15 protein-coding genes are annotated in these 21247 nt (G+C 49.4%); 14 read left to right on the top strand and 1 reads right to left on the bottom strand.

Features of this window, described 5'->3' with window-relative positions:
* Positions 1–2: 2 nt before the first annotated feature.
* Together B7992_RS04305 and B7992_RS04300 are read left to right on the top strand one after the other, a co-directional pair.
* Positions 3–1001, top strand: a complete 999-nt coding sequence (locus B7992_RS04305; RefSeq protein ID WP_073161081.1) for a DUF6175 family protein — start codon at positions 3–5, stop codon at positions 999–1001.
* Positions 1001–2197 (top strand): hypothetical protein, encoded by a 1197-nt coding sequence (locus B7992_RS04300; protein WP_073237180.1) that lies wholly within the window; start codon positions 1001–1003, stop codon positions 2195–2197. Before B7992_RS04305 ends, B7992_RS04300 begins: the two co-directional genes overlap by 1 nt.
* Here the strand turns inward: B7992_RS04300 and B7992_RS04295 are convergent.
* A complete protein-coding gene (locus B7992_RS04295; protein ID WP_088665650.1) occupies positions 2172–3461 on the bottom strand; it encodes a hypothetical protein in 1290 nt (429 codons plus the stop codon). The two genes, B7992_RS04300 and B7992_RS04295, sit on opposite strands and share 26 nt — an antisense overlap.
* 121 nt (positions 3462–3582) lie before the next feature.
* Between B7992_RS04295 and lysS the strand changes: the two genes are divergently transcribed.
* From lysS to B7992_RS04235, 12 genes are all read left to right on the top strand, one after another.
* Positions 3583–5088: a lysine--tRNA ligase gene (gene lysS / locus B7992_RS04290; RefSeq protein WP_073161084.1), complete on the top strand. Its 1506-nt coding sequence runs from the start codon at positions 3583–3585 to the stop codon at positions 5086–5088.
* 68 nt (positions 5089–5156) lie between these two features.
* Positions 5157–5573, top strand: a complete 417-nt coding sequence (locus B7992_RS04285) for a four helix bundle protein (protein WP_083539698.1) — start codon at positions 5157–5159, stop codon at positions 5571–5573.
* Positions 5574–5595: 22 nt separating this feature from the next.
* Positions 5596–6840, top strand: coding sequence for an FtsX-like permease family protein (locus B7992_RS04280; protein ID WP_254917610.1), 1245 nt, complete (start codon positions 5596–5598; stop codon positions 6838–6840).
* A 95-nt stretch (positions 6841–6935) separates the two neighbouring features.
* Complete coding sequence (locus B7992_RS04275; RefSeq protein WP_088665648.1) at positions 6936–7700, top strand: ABC transporter ATP-binding protein; 765 nt, start codon at positions 6936–6938, stop codon at positions 7698–7700.
* A 109-nt stretch (positions 7701–7809) separates the two neighbouring features.
* The gene (locus B7992_RS04270) at positions 7810–10362 is read left to right on the top strand and encodes an ATP-dependent Clp protease ATP-binding subunit (RefSeq protein ID WP_073161088.1); all 2553 of its coding nucleotides are present in this window, start codon (positions 7810–7812) and stop codon (positions 10360–10362) included.
* A gap of 191 nt (positions 10363–10553) precedes the next feature.
* Positions 10554–11201: a nucleoside monophosphate kinase gene (locus B7992_RS04265; RefSeq protein WP_073161089.1), complete on the top strand. Its 648-nt coding sequence runs from the start codon at positions 10554–10556 to the stop codon at positions 11199–11201.
* 174 nt (positions 11202–11375) lie between these two features.
* Positions 11376–13532, top strand: a complete 2157-nt coding sequence (locus B7992_RS04260) for a polysaccharide biosynthesis tyrosine autokinase (RefSeq protein WP_088665647.1) — start codon at positions 11376–11378, stop codon at positions 13530–13532.
* 61 nt (positions 13533–13593) lie between these two features.
* Complete coding sequence (locus B7992_RS04255) at positions 13594–14631, top strand: NAD-dependent epimerase/dehydratase family protein (protein ID WP_073161091.1); 1038 nt, start codon at positions 13594–13596, stop codon at positions 14629–14631.
* Between the two features lie 295 nt (positions 14632–14926).
* Positions 14927–15661: a thioredoxin domain-containing protein gene (locus B7992_RS04250; protein ID WP_073237159.1), complete on the top strand. Its 735-nt coding sequence runs from the start codon at positions 14927–14929 to the stop codon at positions 15659–15661.
* Positions 15662–15783: 122 nt separating this feature from the next.
* Positions 15784–18966, top strand: coding sequence for a carbohydrate binding domain-containing protein (locus B7992_RS04245; protein ID WP_073161093.1), 3183 nt, complete (start codon positions 15784–15786; stop codon positions 18964–18966).
* 462 nt (positions 18967–19428) lie between these two features.
* A complete protein-coding gene (locus B7992_RS04240; RefSeq protein ID WP_073284986.1) occupies positions 19429–20085 on the top strand; it encodes a hypothetical protein in 657 nt (218 codons plus the stop codon).
* 2 nt (positions 20086–20087) lie between these two features.
* On the top strand, positions 20088–20705 hold the full coding sequence (locus B7992_RS04235) for an outer membrane beta-barrel protein (RefSeq protein WP_088665646.1): 618 nt from the start codon (positions 20088–20090) through the stop codon (positions 20703–20705).
* Positions 20706–21247: the final 542 nt, after the last annotated feature.

Here is a 21247-nt window from a genome sequence, read left to right as displayed (position 1 = left end):
TTATGAAGACTTTCTATAAAAAATGTGTTGTTTCTTCTGCTTTTGCAGGTTTGCTGATGGCTTCTCTTGTTGGCTGTTCTTCTGCTCCGGCTCCCGAAACAGAACCGACACGCAACAATGCCAAGAACGCCTATAGCGAAATGGAAGACGGCCAAACTGTCGCTCCCGCACAAAGTGCCGCCGCGCCTGCTCCGAAGGCAGAAGCTCCTGCCGAAGAAACTCCGGCTGTGGCCATTTCTAACGTGCAGTTCAAGGTAAAGCCCACCGTTATGGTGTTGCCGGCCATGGGTGCCAAGGGGGCCACAAGCATCGAAGTCATCAAGAAGAATCCTCTGGCCAAAACCGCCATGGAAGTAATCAATGCCTACATGACTGAACGTGGCTACAGTGTCATGAGCCTCGAAACCCAGAACCAGCTTGATGAAGTGGTTCAGCTCCAGGATGACATTGCCGGTAACGATGCCGACTTGGCCTATGTGGCAGGCCTTGCCGTTGGTGCCGACATCAACTTGACTTTTGCCGGAAGTATCCAGAACGACAATCTAGTTATTGACCTGAATGCCAGCGACGCTTCTACCGCACAACTCATCGCCAGCGAATCCAGCCGCCAGAAAGACGAAGGGGAAGGCCAGCGTGTGTTAGTCCAGAAGGCTGTAAAGAATGCCATCGTGGCCCTTGAAAATAAGGTTCGCGATGAACTGGCCGCCGAACTTGAAAAAGGGGTGCAGTACAAGGTGGTTTGCCGTTTGACTGGCGATTTTACCGATGAACAGGCCGAAGAAATTTCCAATACGGTTTCGATGAAGGTCCGCAAAATGTTTAACAAGATGCAGGTGAAGTCCATGACCCGCAACACCTACGATCTTGTAGTCTATGCCGACCCCGACAAGTACGAAGACGCCCAGATGGTTTACGCAGAATTCTACGAAGCCCTCAGCGGAATGGCCAAGGTTCGCCGCCAGAACATCACCAAGAAACTGATTATCCTGGAGATTCAGTAATGAACTGCCGTTCCCTGAAAGCGATTGTATTGAGCCTTGCCCTGGGTGTTTCCCTGGGAACAGCCGAAAATCTGCTGACCTATACCGCATCCTCCAAGGTATCCCAGAAGGACGCCGACCAGAAGGCTCTTGATGGGGTTGCCAAGCAGATGAGCACACGGGTAAAATCTGAAATGGAAACACGCAAGTCTGAAGACGCTAACGGAAACGTTACCGAATCCGCAGACATGTTCAAGGGCAGCTACACCAATGTGGTGCTGAAAGGCGCAAAGATTGTTCCGGGCCCCAAGCAAAATAACCAGTTTACTTCCACGGTGACCGTCGATCTGGACCAGATTGCCTCCAAGATTCTCCTGGATCTGGATGTCATCCGTAACGACGTAAAGGATAAGGAAAAGATTATCCGCACCGACCTGAAGGCTCACGATTATTACAAGACTTCTGTTGACATGGCCGCCTTAGAAAAGTTGGTGGACCGTTACAACGAAGAACTTGAAAATCTTTCTACAGTCCAGAAAGTTCCCGCTGACTTGAAGCTGGACACTCGACTGAACGCCTTGAGCGAATTCTTTATGGACAATTTGCAGTCTCTGAAGATGGAAACGGACTTGACCAGCGAAGCATTGATTGTATCGGTGAAGGATTACGCCAAGCCGGTGGCTTTTATGCCAATCGCCTTGGTGCAAGACCGCAAGAATTTGGTGGTGGAAAAAACCGACGACAAGGGGCAGGCTGTCTTTGACCTGAAGGACGTTATGGCCAAGAAGCCCACGGGCGAAGTGACCGTACTTCCGGATCTTAAGTTCAAGTATGTACGCCCTGCTGCCATCGTTTCGAAAACTGTGCAGTATTCTGCCGAAAGGACAGGCGTTGCCTACAGACTTTCCTGCAAGGGAGAAACCGCAGAATGTGGAGCCCTCCGCAAGTTCCTGCTGGAATCGGGCTTCTCCTTCGTAGACGATCCAAAAACGCCTGAACTGGCGGTGACGTTGGACTTTAGCGATAAGGCCAACAGCGGTAAGACCCTGTACACCTCCAAAGCAACCATTTCCATCAAGTCCGGAGACGTCGAAATGGTGGAACAGCCCCAAGGTGTAGGCCGCGACAGCGAAAGCGCTCACGTCAAGGCCATTACCAAGCTGCCCTCCTCCAAGATCCTGCAGAATTTCGCTAAATCCCGGTCAGCAAAACGTTAGCCAGTTCCGAGATGATGTCGTCCTTGTCATCGACATAGGATAGCGGGTCTTCGAGAATTCTTTCGCATTGCATTTTCGTTAGCAGGGTTCTGTAGGGAGAGCTACCGCCAATCTCTTCGGCCCTTTTATTGATGTTCTCCAATGTATCCTGCAAATCCAGGAAGTATTGGAGGACTTTTTTTATGGTTTTGCTATTGCGTTTTAACAGCTGGTCGGCCTTGATTTGAACTGTATTTCGGTACCACAGGGAATTTGGAGCCGTCTTCAGGGATAATTGCAGCAGGGGTTCATGATTTCCTAGGAGGAACTGGTTTAAGGCATCGATATATTGCCGGGTATGCGTTTGTAACTGCAGAAAAAGTCCCGGGAAGTGATCGTCAGCAGTCCCGATTTCCTGATTCAGGTAGATCAGGCGGGAGAGCCTGGCGTGCTGAGGGAGGATTTGTGGATTGGCCACCCTGAGGAGATCACCAAAACTAAGACGACGACGGTTAATGTGACGTCTGCAGAACATTTCTTCGGCGTCTTTTAGGGTAATGGGTGTTAAGTAAACGGTTTGACTTTCGGGTGAGTACGTTAGACTTCCTGGATTCAATAGCATATCTTGAATAATTTGTTCAAAATTTTCAGAAGTCTCTGCATTTACGGGAGTCTTGTACCGCTTAAGTTTGATGTCGAAAGGAAAAATGTCTTTCGATGTCAAAAAAAGGTTGAAGCAAATGTCAAATTTATAGCGGTCGCCTAAACGTTCGAAATCGTCATAGAAGTAATTTTCGCCAGTGACGGTAGTCATGTTCTCGATGCGTATGGAACTGTAGTCGATTTTAAATTCTGCTTCATGCCCAATAAAGGTGGTGGGGAGCACAAGGAAGTCCAGCAACTTGGTGACAAAACTTTCGATATTCGTAAAGTTTAGACTTGACGTATATACCGTGATACGGCTGTCTTCTATGGTGATGGTTTTACGCATCAGGAATTCAAGCCAATTGGGAATCTTGGACTTTGTCTCATGAGGATTCTTGGAAAGGTTGGTGAGAAGCATATCCATGTATTCTTTGACAAGGAAGAATACCTCTGTAAGGGCCTTTTCAGAGTAATTGATTTTTATCTCGCTCTTCTTGTATTTATCGTATGCGGTTTCAAAATTGCGTTCCTTATCATGTAAATCAAAAATACGATTCACATAACGGCTTACCACATAAAGAGTCTGGTGAATTCCGAAGGGTCCGTGGTTTATGTCAAGGGACTTGTAAATTGTCTGCATGAAAACGCTCCTCAACCCTTATATCGTTTCCAATCGCAAAATTGTAAACTTGCCACATATATCTTTTTTCTAAATTTTCGCCGTTCAAAATTTAAACGTGTATATCACGAGGTAACTCAATATGGCAATGCAAGATATGAATGACCAGGTCGTCGCTCGCCTGGCTAAGCTGGATAAGTTCAAGGAAATGGGTATCGAGGCCTATCCTCATAAGTTTAACCGCACCCATGATTCCAAGGTTCTCAAGGAAAATAAGGACGCTCTCATCGCTTCCCAGGAAGAAGTGGCTTTCGCTGGCCGTGTTGTCCGCTTCAATCGTAAGGGCAAGATGTGCTTTATGCACCTGAAGGACCGTTATGGCCGTCTGCAGGTGGTTTGCGCCCGCGACGAAGTTGGCGAAGAAAACTACGAAATCGTGAAGATGACCGACCTTGGCGACTTCATCGGCGTTAACGGTACCATGTTCGAAACCCAGAGCGGTGAATACTCCGTACGCGTGAAGAAGGTGACCATGCTTTCCAAGGCTGTGCGTCCGCTCCCCGTTGCCAAGGAAAAGATTGACGAAAACGGCAACAAGGTGGTGTTCAACGAATTTGCCGACGTGGACGCCCGTTACCGTCAGCGCTATATCGACATGGCCTTGAACGACGACGTGAAGGACGTGTTCATCAAGCGTTCCAAGATTATGCAGTCCATTCGTGAATACCTCATCGAAAAGGGCTTCATCGAAGTGGAAACCCCGACTCTGCAGCCGATTTACGGCGGTGCAAACGCTCGTCCGTTTACCACCCATCACAATGCCTGCGATATGACCCTCTACATGCGTGTCGCTCCGGAACTCTACCTGAAGCGATGCATTGTTGGCGGTATGGAAAAGGTTTTCGAATTCTCCAAGAACTTCCGTAACGAAGGTATGGACCGTACCCATAGCCCGGAATTCACCGGTCTGGAATTCTACGAAGCTTTCGCTGACTACAACGACATGATGGTCCACTTCGAAAACATCTACGAACGCGCCTGTATCGCAGCAAACGGCACCACCAAGATCATGACCCAGGGCAAGGAAATCGACTTCAAGGCTCCGTGGCCCCGCTACAGCATGATCGAAGCTATCGAAAAGTTCGGTGGCCTGAAGGTCAACGAAATGTCTGACGAAGACATCAAGAACAAGATGGAAGAACTGGGCGGCCACCTGGATGGTGAATTCAGCCGCGGCCGTGGCATCCTGGAACTGTTTGAACTGACTGTGGAAGACAAGCTGATCCAGCCCACCTTCATCAAGGACATGCCCACCGAATCTACTCCGCTCTGCAAGAAGCACCGTACCATCGAAGGCCTCATCGAACAGTTCGAACCCTACGCAAACGGCTGGGAACTGGGCAACGCCTATACCGAACTTAACGACCCCATCCGTCAGCGCGAACTTCTGGAAGACCAGGTCCGCCGTGGCCGCGGTGGTGAAGGCGAAACTCACCCCATGGACGAAAACTTCATGCACGCTATCGAATCCGGTCTGCCTCCTACCGGCGGTGTTGGCTTCGGTATCGACCGTATGGTGATGCTCCTGACCAACCAGGAAACCATCCGCGACGTGCAGCTCTTCCCGCTGATGAAGCCGGAAGTGTAAGCCCGAAGGGCTTACTAGGTCGCTTCGCTCTGAGGTATGAGGTCGCTACGCTTTGAGGTATGAGCTAAATGCGTGATTTTCATTCTCTTGAAATTTGGAACAAGAGTCATATGTTGACTCTTGATATTTATCGTGTAACGGAAAATTTCCCGAAGAATGAAATCTATGCTCTTACGTCACAAGTTCGCAGGGCCGCATACTCCATTCCAATGAACATTGCTGAAGGTTGTGGAAGAAAATCTGAAGCTGAATTTTGCCAGTTTCTCAATGTATCTTCCGGTTCAGCATCGGAATTGGAATATCAGTTGCTGTTGGCTCACGACCTTGGGTATTTGGAGAAGGAATCTTTTGAAAAATTGAGCGCAGATGTTGTGTCAATTCGAAAAATGGTTCAAGCTTTTGCTGCTCATGTCGCATCTCCCAAAGCACCGAAGGTGCGACCTCTAGCCCCAAAGCCTGCTGAAAGCAGGCGACCTCATGCCTAAACCTCTCGTCTCTCGTCTAATTATGAAACTTGAACTACTCATTGCCTGGCGTTATTTGGGGGCTCAGCGTAAGAGTCTCTTCGTTTCGCTTATCGGCATCTTCAGTATGCTTGGCGTTTCCATCGGCGTGTTTGCGCTGGTGGTTGCTCTTGCTGCGGTTAACGGTTTTGAAGAAGAGGTAACTGCCCAGATGATCGGCAAGGACGCTCACTTCGAAATCATGGCCTACAATGGGGAACCGATTGCGCCCTACGACAGCCTGATCAAGGAAGTCCGTGCCCACGATTCCCGCGTGACTGCGGCTTCTCCTTTTATCATCTACAAGGTGGGCATCAGCAGCAAGAAGGTGAACGACGGTATCGTGATTTACGGTATCGACGGCGAATCCTCCAAGGGCGTTACCGACATCCACAAGTACATCAAGTGGGGCAACTACTCTGTAGATAGCCTTGAAGATTTGAGCGGCAAGATGCGTCCGGGAATTATCCTGGGTAACGGCCTTGCCAACAGACTTCGTGTGGTGGTGGGCGACAAACTTGTTCTGCAGACATTCCAGAGTCCCGATGCGGTAGCCGCCAGCGGTGGTCCCAAGATGATGATGTGCGTGGTCAGCGGCATCTTCGAGACGGGCACTTACGAGTACGACGGCAACTTGGCTTATGTGGGCATTCCCGAACTGCAGACCTTGCTTACCATGGGTGACGCCGTTACCGGAATTCAGTTCCGCATGAATGACCATTGGAAGGCTGGGGAGGCTGTAGACAGTCTTGGCACTTGGCTTGGTTATCCTTACTACGCCATGGACTGGAAGACCAAGAACATCACTTTGCTCAAGTGGATGAACTATGAAAAGTTTATCGTGGCTGCAGTGATTTGCTTGATTATTCTTGTGGCCGCATTTAACATCATCAGTTCCTTGATCATGGTGGTAATCGACAAGACCAAGGAAATTGGAATCCTCCGCAGTATGGGCTTTAGCAAGGCTAGTATCATGCGGGTGTTTATGCTCATGGGCAGTTTCATTGGCGTGGGCGGAACCATTGTAGGAGGTTCCATCGGTTTGATTTTGTGCAAACTTCAGGAAGCTTACCATTTTATCAAGTTGCCTGGCGACGTTTACGTGATTCCCTATTTCCCCATATCGGTTCATGTTCTGGATGTGGTCCTGATTTTTGTTATCGGCATCGCTCTTTGTGTGGCCGCCACCATTCTTCCTGCCTGGAAAGCCAGCAGACTTGACCCCGTAGGAGCCATTAGACATGAGTAGTGAGGTCGGGCTTCGCCCTCTGAGGTATGGGGTCGGAGCTTCGCTCCTGGAGGTGTTTAATATGTGCATACGAATTAGGTCGCTTTGAGGTAATAATGAGTATTGATTTAAAGAATGATGCTGAGGTACAGACCAGCGTAACCTCTAGCTCGCTTTGCGAGCGACCTGATAACCTCATACCTCAAGCGCTTTTGGAAACCAGAGACCTTCGTCGTGTCTTTAGCGAAACTGGTGAACAGCTGGAAATTCTGAAGGGCGTTAATTTTTCAATGAACGCTGGCGAACTAGTCGCTCTTACAGGTTCCTCCGGTTCCGGTAAATCCACCTTCCTGAATTTGGTGGGTATGTTGGATACTCCCACTTCTGGCGAAATTCTGTTCAAGGGAAAGGAACTTTCGAAGTTCAGCAGCCATGAACGTGACATGTACCATCGAGCTCAAGTGGGATTCGTGTTCCAGTTCCATCATCTGCTCAGCGAATTTTCCGCTCTCGAAAACGTCTGTGTACCGGGTCGCATTCTCGGAACAAGCGAAGCCGAATGCCGCGAACGCGCCGAAATGCTTCTGGAAACCGTTGGCCTGAAAGACCGCCTGAAGCACTTGCCCCGCGAACTTTCCGGTGGTGAACGCCAGCGCATCGCCATAGCCCGCGCCCTGATGAACAAGCCGGATCTGGTACTGGCCGACGAACCCAGCGGCAACCTGGACGAAGCCAATTCCGCAAAGCTTAACGAACTGATCGGCGAACTGAACGAGAAGTTCAACCAGGCGTTCCTCATTGTAACCCACGACGAGATGTTGGCCAAGTTCGCTAAACGCCGAGTGGTGATGCATAACGGTTTGATCCAGAGTATCGAATAACGTCCTTTAAAAAGTAAGATGGATCCGTTTGATAAAAAAATATGGGACGTCAAGTAGACAAGCGCTAACTATAAAAACGATAGTGAATGAGATTTTTTAGGTAAAAGTTATGTCTGATATTAACGGTATTTTTTCGAAGAAGGCTAAGGCGGTTTTACAGGCCGCTCGCATGGCAGCCCGCAATTTGGGCAGCGACAGCATTAGCACAGAACATTTACTGCTGGGACTGGTCCGTGAAGATTCCGGCTTTGCAGCAGAAACCTTGACCGCCCTCAAGGTGAACTTGAATGAACTGGGCGAAAATGTTCAGCGTTCTTTGACTTCTAACGGTGGAATCATGACTGTGGGCGATGCTCACGGCGCACTCCTTTCGTTTACTATTCGTTGTAAGGCTGCATTGTTCAATGCGGCAAAGATCGCCAAGGACGAAGGGGACCAGTACATCGGTCCTGAACATCTCATGCTTGCCATCTTGCAGCAGAGTGAATCTCCCGCTGCAGGTACACTTTCCACTTTCGGCGTCACCTTTGAAAATTTCCAGCAGGCTCTGCAGCAGATCAAGCGCGATGCTATGGAATCCCAGGTTCCCGGCGAAGAGGGAATGGCTGGCGAAGGTCCTTTCGGGGGAGAACAGCCCCGCGAAGGTCAGCCCCGCGTTGGTGAAACCCGTCAGCAGGCTCGTTCCCAGTCCCGCTCCAAGACTCCGATTCTGGAACATTTTGGCCGCGACTTGACCGCTATGGCCCGCCAGGGTAAGCTGGACCCGATTATCGGTCGTGAAGCAGAAATTGAACGTCTGATCCAGATTCTCTGCCGACGCAAGAAGAATAATCCGGCACTCATCGGTGAACCGGGTGTGGGTAAGACCGCCATTATCGAAGGTCTTGCACTGAAGATTGCCCAGAAGAAGATTCCGGAACTGTTGGCCAACAAGCGCGTAGTTAGCCTTGATGTGGCAGCCATGGTGGCAGGCACAAAGTACCGCGGACAGTTTGAAGAACGCGTGAAGGGCCTTATTATGGAACTTCAGCGCGTAGATAATTCCGTCATTCTTTTCATCGATGAATTGCATACCATCGTAGGCGCAGGCGGTTCTGAAGGTAGCTTGGATGCTTCCAACATTTTCAAGCCTGCACTTGCCCGTGGCGAACTCCAGTGCATTGGCGCGACCACCATCGATGAATACCGCAAGTACATCGAAAAGGATGCCGCCCTGGAACGCCGTTTCCAGACCATCGTGGTGAACCCGCCTTCTTCTGAAGATTCCATCCAGATTCTGGAAGGTCTGCGAGCCAAGTATGCGCAACATCATAAGGTCCGTTATACGCCCGAAGCCATTCGCGCCTCCGTCACCTTGGCAGAACGTTATATTTCCGACCGATTCTTACCGGACAAGGCCATCGACGTCTTGGATGAAGCAGGAGCCCGTGTCCGCCTGAATTCCATCCGCACACCTCAGGACTTGAAGGAAATGGAAGATGCCTTGGCAGAAGCCCTCCAGCAGAAGGAAGAGGCTATTGCCGAACAGCAGTACGAAACGGCTGCCGCCCTCCGCGACAAGATTGAAGCTCTTACAAACCAGATTGCAGAACGCCGCGAAGCTCTCAACAAGGAAGATTCCGCAGAACTTCCCGTAGTTGACGAAAACGAAATCCGCGATTGCATCAGTAAGATGACCGGCATTCCTGTTAGCCGCTTGGCTGGCGAAGAAGCACAGAAACTTCTGAAGTTGGGTGACGAAATCAAGGAACGTGTTATTGGTCAGGATCAGGCCGTAGATGCAGTCGTAAAGGCAATCCGCCGTACCCGCGCCGGCATTCGCAATAACAAGCGCCCCATGGGTAGCTTCCTGTTCCTGGGTCCCACCGGTGTGGGTAAGACTGAACTTGCCAAGGTCTTGAGCTTGAGCCTGTTTGGTAGCGAAGAATCCATGATTCGTATCGACATGAGCGAGTACATGGAAAAACATAGCATTAGCCGCCTGATCGGTGCGCCTCCGGGATACGTTGGCTTCGAAGATAACGGCGGACAGCTTTCCGAGAAGGTCCGCAAGCGCCCTTATTGCGTGGTGCTCCTGGATGAAATTGAAAAGGCTCATCCGGACGTTTACAACTTGCTACTCCAGATTCTGGATGATGGTATTCTTACCGATAGCTATGGTCGCAAGATTAACTTCAAGAATACAATCATCATCATGACCAGTAATGCCGGCGCCCGCGAAGTCCGCCATAGCTCTGGCATGGGCTTTACCAAGATGGGGGAGACCGACGACTACGAACGTATGGAAACCGCTATCCGCGAAGAAGTAAAGCGTGTATTCTCTCCGGAATTCCTGAACCGTATCGACGAACAGATTGTGTTCCGTCCGTTGACCAAGAAGGACTTGTCTTCTGTTGTGGATATCCAGCTGACCTTCTTGCAGAAGAACTTGTCTGAACGCGGAATCCTGCTGGAAGTTTCCCAGGCCGCCAAGGAATTTGTAGTTAGTCACAATTACGATTCCGCCCTGGGCGCCCGCCCCATCCGTCGTTCCATTCAGCAGTTGATCGAAGATGAAATTGCCGAAGGACTCCTCCTTGGAATCTACAAGGACTTCTCCACGATTTCCCTGGATGTGGTGGATGGCAAGCTGAAGTTTACTTCCGAGGCGTTGCCTAGTTAGGTACAGGTCGCACCTGACGGTGCTAGAGGTGATCAGGTCGGAGCTTCGCTCCTAGAGGTTGATGCCGGAGAATGGGTAATTACCTCTAGGCGTAAGCCGACCTCTAGGCCGCAGGCCGACCTCACACCTCATACCTTATTTACTATCTTTTGACTGCAAATAATTCAAACAATCAACCAAAGGACTACATCATGGCAAAGATTTCTGCCGTTCTTATTTTCGGTGCACCGGGTTCCGGTAAGGGTACCGTCGGCGCTAAGCTCGCTGCTACCACTTCTCTCAAACACCTCTCCACTGGTGACATCTTCCGCGGCATCGCTCCCTCCAGCGAATCCGGCAAGCTCCTCGCTTCCTACTCCAGCAAGGGCCTCCTGGTTCCCAACGAAGCTACCGTTGAAATCTTCGGCCGCTATGTTGAAGGTCTTGTCAACACCAACAAGCTGAATCCCGAAAAGGACACCCTCCTCCTCGACGGTATTCCTCGTACCGTTGAACAGGTCAAGCTCATCGAATCCATCGTCGACGTGAAGCACATCTTCGTGCTCGACATCAAGGATGAAGCTACCATCGTTGCTCGCCTCCTGAACCGCGCCAAGATCGAAGGCCGTAAGGATGACGCAGACGAAGCTGTTATCAAGAACCGCCTCAAGGTTTACAAGGAATCCACCGCCAAGGTTCTTTCCAAGTACAACAAGAAGATCATTTCTCACATCGTTGGCGACAACACTCCGGACGAAGTGTTCTGCGACGTGCTGAAGGCATACGTTGACTTCTGCAAGGCTTCCGCTCCCAAGGCTAAGAAGCCGGCTGCAAAGAAGACTGCCAAGAAGAGCAAGTAATTCTTGACCCAAAAGTTTGAAGGCACCCCGTTTTTTACGGGGTGTTTTTTATTGTGCTTAAATCAACACAAAATATTACAAAAACCTTTCGGAATACTGAAAGTTTTTTATATTTGCTCAGAATTTGTTTAAATACCGCGTAAAAAGATTTTCTGACGGGAATATTGGTTAAAAATGGATAACTCTCAAGTTAACACAAAAAACGGATCCAATACAGGCAGTGCAAAGAACGACGACGAAATCGATCTCCTCGAAGTTCTAGGAATTCTTCTTAAGCACAAGCTATTCCTGTTTTTCTGTCTAGTCGTCGGTGCTGTTGTAGGTTTCCTGGCCTCTAACTGGGTTCGCCCGCAATATACTAGCGACGCTCTTCTTCAAATTGATGTTAAGGGAAACAAGGCCGGAAAGGCCATGGGCGAAATGGGCGCACTCCTTGATGTAGCCAGCCCCGCAGAAGCAGAAATCGAACTTCTCAAGAGCCGCATGGTCTTGAGCTACGTCGTCGAACAGGAAAGACTTTGCTTTAACGCCTATCCCAAGGGACCCATGAAACGTCTGACCCATAAGGAAGGACGTATGGACCTTGAAAACCTGCATATTCCTGAAATTGCCATTACCGAAAAATGGTATGCCCTGGTTACCGGTCAGGATGAATTCATTGTCATTACCCCGGAAGATACGGAACTGGTAAAAGGCAGGGTAGGTGAACCTGTTTCTGCCCCCTACGCAGGAGATTCCCTGGTTATCCAGGTCAAGGCTCTCCGTGCAGAACCCGGCCAGATGTTCGTTCTCGTCGAATCTGATCCGCTGGCCGCAGTTCGTGAACTCGTGAAGCAGCTGAACGTTGCTGAAAGGGGTAAGCAGACCGGCATCATCGGCGTTTCCTATACACATCAGTATGCAGACCGTGCCGCCTCCATCTTGAACACCATCGCCAATATTTATCTGCGCCAGAATGTTGAAATGCGCAGTGCTGAAGCAGAAAAGACCTTGGAATTCCTTGAAAATCAGCTGCCCGGTGTTAAGGCAAAACTTGATTCCGCCGAAAAGAAGTTGGCCGACTACCGTCATAAGATTGGTTCCGTGGACCTGAGCGGCGAAACCCGCACTCACCTTGAAAAGGAAGCCAACCTCGAAAAGCAGATTCTTGAACTGGAACAGAAGCGTCAGGAACAGACCCGTTTGTTCAAGGATGAGCATCCTGCCGTGGTCACCATTGTAAAGCAGCAGGATCGTCTGCGCACCGAGCTGGCCCGACTGAAATCTTCTGCCGCCAAGATGCCATTGACTCAGCAGGAAGTGATTAGCCTTCAGGAAGAAGTTGCCGTGAACAACGCTCAGTATACTTCCATGCTCAACAACATCCAGCAGCTCCGTGTGGTCCGTGCTGGTGAAGTGGGCAACGTCCGCATTGTGGACTACGCTCAGATTGAACGCAAGCCTAGCAAGCCCAACAAGAAGCTGATCTTGATCGGCTGCATTGCAGGTTTCTTCCTCCTGGGCGCCCTCCTGATTTACCTGCTCCAGATGACCAAGCGTGGCGTGCGTAGCTCTCTTGAAATTGAACGCGAAACTGGCGTTAGCGTTTACGCCAAGATTCCCAAGTCCGAAAACAGCATCCTCAGCCTCCGCAAGAAGGGCAAGAACACCCTGCCTCTCGTCGAAGAAGATCCCGAGGATCCTGCCAGCGAAGCTTTCCGTTCCCTTTATACTGCAATTGATTTCTCTGTGGGTGAACAGAAGGTTATCATGGTCACCGGTATGATTCCTGGCGTCGGCAAGAGCTTTGTATCCAAGAACCTGGCCGCCCTGTATGCTGCCGCTGGCAAGAAGACCTTGCTGATCGACGCCGACATGCGCCGTGGTGTGGTCTACAGCCATCACAAGCAAGGTCTCGGCGACGTACTTTCTGGAAGATGCACACTGGAAAGCGCTGTCGCAGACTCCATCACAAAGAACTTGTTTGTAATCGGTGCCGGTATAACAGATGTTTCTCCCAGTGAATTGCTGCGCGGAACCAAGTTCAAGGAACTCCTTGATAGCGCTTCGGAAACCTACGACACCATTATCGTAGATACTCCGCCTCTGAATCTGGTCACAGACTCCGAATTGATTTTCCCGGTTGTGGATTTCGCCTTGTTCGTTCTCCATTACGGACGTCATTCCATGGAACAGATCAAGGAAGCCATGATCAAGATCGAACGCTGCGGCAACAAGCCTCACGCCCTCGTGATGAACCATTGCGAATCCGACGGTCATGGTTATGGTCACTACGGATCCTACGGATCCTACGGCTCTTATGGCAGCTACAAAAAGAAGAAAAAGCGCTAAGTAAATCAGCGGCCTCAGGGTCGCTTTTTTTATATTTGGGACGGAAAAGTTAGAGGTATAAATGAAGTTTCTGATTACAGGTGCAGCAGGTTTCATCGGATCCAAGATTATGCAGATGCTTGCAGATCGCGGCGATGAAGTTGTAGGGCTTGATAATATCAACGACTATTACGATCAGCGTCTCAAGTACGGAAGACTTCGTGAAAACGGTTTTGAACAGCCGGACAGCAATTTTGAATTTGGCAAAATGTTGACCAGTACCAAGTGGTCCAACTGTCGCTTTATCCGCATGGATATTGCAGACAAGGAATCCCTGGATACCCTCTTCGCCTCCGAAAAATTCGACAAGGTCATGAACCTTGCGGCCCAGGCCGGAGTCCGCTATTCAATTACCAACCCCTATGCCTATATGCAGAGCAATATGGTAGGCTTCCTCAACATTCTTGAAGCCTGCCGCAATACCAAGGTGCCCTACCTGGTATTCGCCTCCAGCAGTTCTGTATACGGTCTCAACAGCAAGGTTCCCTACAGCGAAGACGACAAAGTCGATTCCCCGGTGAGCCTCTACGCCGCAAGCAAGAAGAGCAACGAGCTGATGGCCCACGCTTACGCCAAGCTCTACGGAATCAAGGTAACCGGTCTCCGCTACTTCACTGTTTATGGTCCCTGGGGCCGCCCCGACATGTCACCTATGCTTTTTGCCAAAGCCATATCCAAGGGCGAAGCAATCAAGGTGTTTAACAATGGCGACATGATCCGCGACTTCACCTACATCGACGATATTGCTGAAGGTTCTATTCATGTATTGGACCGCGAACCCGAGGCCGCAAACTGTGAAAACAACGTTCCATACCGCATTTTCAATATCGGCTGCAGCAATCCGGTAAAGCTGATGGACTTCATCAGCGAAATCGAGAACGCTTACGGCGAACCCGCCAAGAAGGAATTCCTGCCCATGCAGCCGGGAGACGTCTACCAGACCAACGCCGACACCACCAAGCTAGAACAGCAGTGCGAATACAAACCCCACTGGAGCCTCCACGACGGCATCGCCAAGTTCATGGAATGGTACAAGAGCGACGCAAATCCGCTGAGATGAGCAAATAGTGAATACAGAACGCACCTCATACCTTACTGCAGATATTAGGCCGGCCTTACGGCCTTTTAGGTATTAGGCCGCACCTGCGGTGCTTTGGGGCAATCAGAACAATTCACAATTCATATCTCATATCTGATAATTCATACCTGGTAGCTCATATCAGATATCTCGCCACAAGCCTTTTTGGGCCATATTCTCTCGTCTCTTCTCTCTCGTCTCTCCTCTATTATATATATTTCCTCAAAATTGCGGGCGGACCACGCCTGCTAGACTTTGTTCAACTAAAAGGAAAAAAATGAAACGTCTCTCCATTGCCGCTATGGCTATTTGTGTTGCTGGTCTTGTTGCTTGTAACCAGGCTTCCGCCGGTGGTTCCTTCAACCAGCAGGCTCGCCTCGACCAGCTCGAAAAGGATTTCAACCAGGTTAAGGAAGAATTCGAAATTCTTAAGTACGCTCTCGACAAGCGAGGCATTTCTCTCGAAGCTGCCAAGGCTGAAATGGAAGCAGACAACAAGGTCTGGGACATTCCCGTTGACGAATCTCCGGTCTTCGGCAACACCACCAACCCCAAGCTGACTATCGTGGAATTCACCGAATTCCAGTGCCCGTACTGCTCTCGCATCGCTCCCACCATGAAGGAACTCATGGACAAGCACCCGGGCGAAATCAAGTTCATATACAAGAACTTCCCGCTGTCCTTCCATGCTAACGCCAAGCCGGCAGCTGCAGCAGCCATTGCCGCTCAGAAGCAGGGCAAGTTCTGGGAATATCGCTATGCTCTGGCACCCCATTCCCGCGAACTGACCGACTCCACCTTCGAAGCAGTTGCTAAGGAAGTTGGCCTGAACATTGAACAGTTCAATAAGGACCGCGTCCTGGACGATGCCATGAACGCTCGCATCCAGAAGGACTTCGATCTGGGCGTCAAGGTTGGCGTTCAGGGCACCCCGAACTTCTACATCAACGGTAAGCGCCAGGATCGTTTCAGCCCCGAACTGGTTGAAAAGATGCTGAAGGAAGCCAAGTAATTTTGGTTCAATCTGTGTACGCGACTTCGCGCCGCGTGCACCTTTTTTGGCCTCAAAAGATTTAATTTCGAATAGCAAATTAAAACAAAGATCAAACTAACACAAACAAAAGGATACGATATATGATGAAGCGTACATTGACTGCTGCATCCATTGCCCTTCTGGGTTTTGGTGTGACAGCTACAATGGCTCAGCCGAAAGCACCTCGTGTAGTTCCTTACAAGTTCTTTGACGATGCATATCGCCAGGGTGGCTTCGACTACGCATACGGCGGCAAGAGCAAGGGTATCACCATTACGAAGGACGGCGGCTACAAGTCCAAGTCCGCTCTGAATATCAAGCTGGACCCCAGCGAATATTCCGGTGCTTCCGTTTGCCTTTACAACGAAACTTTCGACCTGAACAAGTTCATGCTCGACTCCAAGCTCGAATTCATGATCAAGGGCGCAAAGGGTGGCGAAACTGTTAAGGTCGGTCTCCTCGATGAAGAAGTTTCTGACGGCAAGAAGACTCAGGTCGTTCTTCCCATGAACAAGTACATCGAAGGTGGCTCCGTCACTACCGAATGGAAGAAGGTTTCCATTCCTCTGGTCGACTTCCCGGATCGTGGTCTCTACTGGGACAACACCCGTAAGTCTGAATTCCCCGCACGTATCGACTGGGATAAGATTGCAGAAATCCGCTTCTCTATCGACAAGAGCGCCGAAAAGACTTTCGAAGTCTGGGTTGACAACATCGAAATCGTCAAGGGTAACAAGAAGGCCAAGCCCAAGGCCAAGATGGTTTACTGGGATGAAAACAACGACGTCATCGACGGTCCTAAGAACCCCGAAAAGCTGGACGGCAAGGCTAAGCCCGTTGCCAACGGCATCTTCTACTCTGATGGCCTGAAGGGCTTCAGCTACAGCTACGGTGGTCTCTCTGCCCAGCGTGAAGCTGACTCCAAGACTCCGGGTAACAAGAACGTTCTCGCTCTCTACATCGATAACAACGACTGGTCCGGTGTGACCTACTCTCTGGGCGAAGGCAAGTATGTTGACTTGTCCAAGGTCCGTAACAAGGGTGGTCTCTACTTCTGGATCAAGGGTAAGCTCGGTGGCGAAAAGGTATACGTTGGTATTCTGGACAACCAGGGCAACGATATCAAGAGCCAGACCAAGATTAGCCTCAACGACTGGATCGAAGGCGCCAAGGTTGGTACCGATTGGAAGCTCGTCAAGATTCCTCTGAAGAAGTTCGGCGACAAGGGTAAGGCTTGGGACGCTAACAAGCAGGCCGAAGTTGCTAAGGATATCCAGTGGAACAAGATCCAGGAACTCCGCTTCTCTGTCGGCAAGGGTGAAAACCAGGGTGAACCGGGCAAGCCGGCTCCTGTGACCATCTACGTTGACCAGGTTACCTTCACCGAAAATATCGACTGGGTTGACCCGGATATCAAGTGGGATAACTGGAAGGGCAATGCTCCTGACTACGTAATTTCTGACTTCGAAAGCAAGTTCAACGGCGACAAGTGGGAACCGTCTAAGGGCCCGAAGTCCAAGGTTGAAGTTGATGTTCCGTTCAAGACTTCCAAGCTCGATGGCAACTCCCTCAATGTCAAGCATTTCGAAATGTCTGACTGGGTTGACGTTGTGCTCGACCTCAAGAAGAACAACCGCCCGGCTGCTGACCGTGACTGGACCAAGCACTGGGGCATCATGTTCGACGTTTACTCTGAACGTCCGTGGCAGTCCATTACCGTTCAGGTCGGCGACGCTGGCAGCGAACTCTTCGTTGCTAACACCGGTGTACCTCGCGGTCGTACCACTGTGATCGTTCCGTTCCGTAACTTCAGCAAGTTCCCGTACTACCAGCCGCCTGAAGCAAAGGAAAACGGCCTCTTCGACCTGAAGGGTGTTGTTTCTCTGGACTTCAAACCGGGTGGAGAAGGTTCTAACGGTTCCTTCGAAATCGATAACATTAAGCTGACCAACCAGAAGGAAGTCAAGGCTGCTGCCCGTCCGGCAGTTGTCAAGGTTGACGTCAAGGGTTCTTCCGACGTGATCAACCCGAACATCTCTGGTGGCCTCTTCGGTATCAACGCTGCCCTCTGGGACGGCGACATGCTGGACAACAAGAAGTTCAAGACCCAGACTTGGGAATATGCAAAGCGCATCAACCACGGCATTATCCGTTACCCGGGTGGTCTCCGTGCTGATGACGACCACTGGAAGGAAATCCTCGACAACCACGACTGGATGGTCGATACCGACGAATTCCTCGCATGGTTGAAGAAGACCGGCTCCAACGCTATGTTCACCGTGAACTTCGGTTCCGGCACCGAACAGGAAGCTGCAGCATGGGTTAAGCACACTAACGTAGACAAGAAGGCCAACATCCTGTACTGGGAAATCGGTAACGAAGTCTACGGTAACTGGCACCCGTACTACGAAAAGTATGGTAAGGACGGCGGTACCGTTTATGGTAAGCGCGCACGTAAGTTCATCGAAGCTATGAAGAAGGTTGACCCGACCATTAAGGTTGCTGTGCTCGGCGTTCTCGATGGCGACTGGAACGAAAACGTTCTCCGCGAAACCGGCGACATCGCTGACGGTCTTATCGTTCACCACTATCCGCAGCACTTCGGTGAAGAAAACGACTTCGCCATGCTCTCTGCTCCTCAGGACCTGACCCCGATCTACAGCCGTCTGCACAAGACCGTAGATAAGTGGACCAAGAAGTTCAACAAGGACAAGAAGATCGAACTGTGGCTCACCGAATGGAACTCTGTTGACTTCAACCCGGGTCCGCAGACCATCGCTCTCGAAAACGGCCTGTTCGTTGCTGACTACCTGGCTATGCTCGCAACTGAAAATGTTGACAACGCACAGTACTGGGATATCCACAACGACATTACCCCGGAAGGCGGTGACTACGGTTACCTGACCCGATCTGCAGAAGAATGCATGAACTGCCCGCGTCCCAGCTACTGGGCATTCCAGATGGCTTCTGACGCTCTCCGCGGTAAGCTCCTGAAGACCACCATCACTGGCGATAAGGAATCTCTCCTCACTACTTACTACACCGAAAATGGTAAGAAGAAGAGCCTCCTGGTCATCAACAAGAGCCCCTACAGCGATTACGAATTGAAGCTGGATATCCCGGGCTTCAAGGGCAAGGCTAAGATGCAGGTCTTGGACAAGTCCTCCGAAAAGCTGAAGGAAGGTTGGGCAAACGATCCTTCCAAGAAGGCTAAGGATGTTGACCTGTCTAAGCCGGTTAAGGTTGGCAAGCGCACCGTTACTTTGATCGTTCTCGACAAGTAATCACCTCAAATTAGCTCTAATGCCGCAAAGGTTGATGGGCTAAATTGAAATCAAAGAAATCCCGTCGGATAAATACCGGCGGGGTTTCTTTTTTGTAAAAGTTAAGTATGTGGACAATTCTTTGCTTGTTAACTAAATTTGTTTACGTTTGGGGTTAGATTCTAAAAAATCTTTCCGTTACATTATTGATTAGGACGTAAGGTGGGTGATGCCATCTTGTTTCTGGGATTAAGCAAAACACTTGCTGTTTTGCGTTGTTGAGTTGTTGGTTAGGAGACCACAAGAAAGGCGACGCGGCCTGGGGGTTGCGTCGCTTTTCTTATTCCCTTGTCATTGGGGATGCTCCATGGTAAAGTCTAAAATTCCCGATTGATCCTTCGGTAATTCGCCTTGACTTTTTTTACGCCCTTTATAAAATTTGTAGTTATATTGCACGTTGGTAGATTAGGAGGTTTTATTCGGATGAAAAAGAGATTTCTTGCACTATCGTTTGTATCGGCTCTGCTATTGGGCTGCACTTACGCTGATTCTTACACGGTTAATCAAAAGGAATTGGAAAACGAGGTTGCCCTGACCGACTTGGAGGGGGTCGTTTTTTCGTTCAGCTGCGACAACGGTTCTTCTAAATGCGGCCTTTCCTTTGACAGTTTCGCAACAAATACAATACAGACCTCATCAAGTCCCAATGGGAATCATTACACAGTAAACGAAAGCAGGTTTTCGAAAGCCTCTATCCTTAGCCTTCAGTTGACAGAAGAGGGGAAGGAGCCTAAGCCATTGATTGCCTATTCAAATTCCATAAAGAATTACATTAAGGGCGATGACTTTATTCCGACCATGGGTAATTTGGAACATCCAAACGACAAGATCAGTTTTAGTGGTTACTACTTAGATGACAATTGGGTGGAAAACGATACGACAGTCCTTATAGGAAATGTCATTTACGGCGATTCAAAGAACAGGGCTCGATTCAAGATTACAGATTCAAAGGGTCACTATGTATCCTTGGCTGTTGACATGATCTTGAAACAGATAGTCAGTAGTGAAGCAAATTTCGAAAACAGGGATTATTATAATCGAGAAATTCCGTTTTTCACTTTAAAAGAATATAGGAGGTAATCATGAAGATTAGAATTACTCTCCTGGCCTTGCTCTTGAGCGTTACGATGTCGATGGCAAAATCCTTTGATAATTTTTCCGTGGGAATCATGTCTGGATTGTCATTCAACGTGCTTTCCGGATTGCCAAGCGATTTTGATGAAGGCAGTGGTGCAGGCATGTCCTTGATTGCAGCAAGATTTGCAATTCCGATTTCCTCATCATATTCACCAAACGGATACTCATTGACCTTTGTTCCTGAAATCGCTCTCGATGTAAATGGGTATACCGTAAAGTTTAAATATCTTGATCAAGATGCCGAGGAAGAACTGACTCTAGTTTCTCTGCGCTTGGGAATGTTATTCGACGTTTTTTTTGATAACCACATGTTCCTAACTCTTGGACCTGACGTCAAGCTGACTAGCTTTGACGAACGCGTGACAATCGCGGATGAGGAATTTAAACCGAAATCAAATCCGTCCAGTCAAATGTTGGTTGATGGCACCATCGGTTTTGGCTATAAATTTCAAAGAATTGATTTTGGCATACGATACAGTATCGGAATAATGGAAATTTTTAAAAATACGGGTTTTCATGAGCACATTTTCCAAGGATACATCACATACTGGTTTATGCAATAAAAAAAAATTCTCACTTCCGTGAGGCCTTTTTATTAGTCCTTTAGGGATTACAATCATAGGAAACCGACGGCTCCTGCTCCTGTTGTAGAGGTGGCTCCGCCTCCTCCGCCTAAGCCATCTATCGAGTCGGACCGTGTTGTGCTTCGATACGCCGGCGGTACATTAGAAAATAGGTAGCTATAGTACTCAATAGTACTTTTTTTCTTGCAGTTGAATTTTTTTGTTGCATGTTCGTAAACTTTTTTATAAATTTGGCGTCGGTAAAAGGGGCGTGACGTAAGTCACATTTGGGTTTAGGAGGATTGATCTTGCGGTTAGAGCATTTGGCTCGCCCAAGTATACTTTCCTAAAAGTGTGGTGTTTGTATGGATTTGGCATGCCTTGCAGGGACGCCTGTTTGTTGTGTTTAGAGTTTGAAGGTTAGAAAGAGTTGTTGGTTAGGAGACCACAAAGAGCGGCGTAGCTTTCGGGCTGCGTCGTCTTTTTTTCCCTTATTCTTACGTTCTGAATTTTATTTTAAATAGAAGTGGCTATATTGGATG

Source organism: Fibrobacter sp. UWH1 (assembly GCF_002210365.1).
Taxonomy (GTDB): domain Bacteria; phylum Fibrobacterota; class Fibrobacteria; order Fibrobacterales; family Fibrobacteraceae; genus Fibrobacter.
This window is presented reverse-complemented; position numbering and strand designations above follow the sequence as displayed.